The sequence below is a fragment of the Kitasatospora sp. NPDC004669 genome, from assembly GCF_040609455.1.
GTDB lineage: Bacteria > Actinomycetota > Actinomycetes > Streptomycetales > Streptomycetaceae > Kitasatospora.
Map to the genome: position 1 here is coordinate 1 of NZ_JBEXKB010000223.1, position 1,420 is coordinate 1,420.

1 pseudogene is annotated in these 1,420 nt (G+C 70.6%); it reads right to left on the reverse strand.

The features are described from left to right. Positions 1-979: pseudogene (locus ABZW30_RS47015) on the reverse strand (hypothetical protein); the annotation flags it as partial. Between the last annotated feature and the right edge of the window lie 441 nt (positions 980-1,420).

The window sequence follows — 1,420 nt, forward strand, 5'->3', positions numbered from 1 at the left end:
TGAGCGTGGCGATCGGGATCTTCACCTGCCCGGTGGAGCCGGTGAGGCCTGCGGTGAGGTGCCAGTTGGCGCGCGCGCCCAGGTCGAAACCGACCCTGGCCTGTTCGGGGGCGAGGATGCCGTGGGTGCCCTGGTAGGAGAACATGACGCTCGGGTCGAGTTCGAGCGAACCGGTGAGCGAGGCCTTCGCACCGCCGGGCAGCGGGACGGTGGCATTCGCGTCCAACTGCAGGACGGCGGAGGCCGAACCCTCGCCGCCACCGGGCTTCGGGACGTAGGACGCCTTGAGGTCCTTGACCTTCGGGGTGACCTGGATCTTGTGCGGGTCCAGGGCGCTCTTGATGTCGGCCCAGGCCGACCCGAGCAGCTCGGATATGGAGGCCGGGCGCGTGCTGACCGCGAGCTTCCCGTCACCCGCCGGCTTGACGTCGGTGATCGCCAGCAGCGCGCCGTGCGGCGCGACGGACGACGGAGGGCTGTCGATCACCTGCCCCACCTGGACGGCTGAGGTGGCAGCCGCCGTGGCGGCAGGGCTCGGGGTGCCCTTGCCGGTGTCGGCCACGGCGAGAACGGCCTTGCCGGTCCCCTTGTCGTAGGCGTCCAGCTTGAGGTCGGGAGCACCCGCCACCACGGCGGGCGTCCCGGACGGGGACGGGGACGAAGCGGCGGACGCCTTCGCCGTGCCGGAAGCGGCCGGAGCGACCGACGCCCCTGCGGACGGGGACGAAGCGGCGGACGCCTTCGCGGTGCCGGGCGCCGCCGCAGCAGGCGACGGTCCCGTGGGCGGGGCGACCAGGGTGACCTTCTGGTTGACGGTGGCGGCCTCGGGCAGGACCTCGCCGGTCGGGCTGGGCACGGCAAAGACGGACGCGGAGGCGGGGCCGGCCGACTGGGCAGTCGGCGTCGACGGGTCACAGGCGCTGAGCGCGAGCACCACGGATGCGGCGAGCGCGGACAGCCGGAGGGTGCGCATGAGCATGCGGAGGGGCACCTTCGACGTGGGTGGTCAGGAGAATGAGCAGGCCTGCGCACGGCATGTTACTGACAAGTTGTCAGCAACAGCTAACTTCAGCTCAGGGGAAGCTCAATTGAGGACGGCCCGCCATCAGCCGAAGCGCACCTGCCCGGTGCCGTACGCGTGCCGGCCGTCAACACGGAACGGCGGCCCGCGGCATCAAGCCACGGCGCCCGCCCACGTGACGGCCCCATCCGCCCGAATGCGACATCCGTGGAATACGTGCTCGTTACCAACCTGACCGACCCAAAGCTGCAGGCCGCCACTGAGCAGTGGCGGCCTGCAGCTTTGGTGAACCTCGCCCCTGTCAGACTCCGTTGGGAAATTCGTAAACCGGGCTGGGTGATCAGGCTGCCAGGTCGAGTGCGGCGAGGTGTGAGGTGCGGGTCTTGCCGAGGGGTGTGT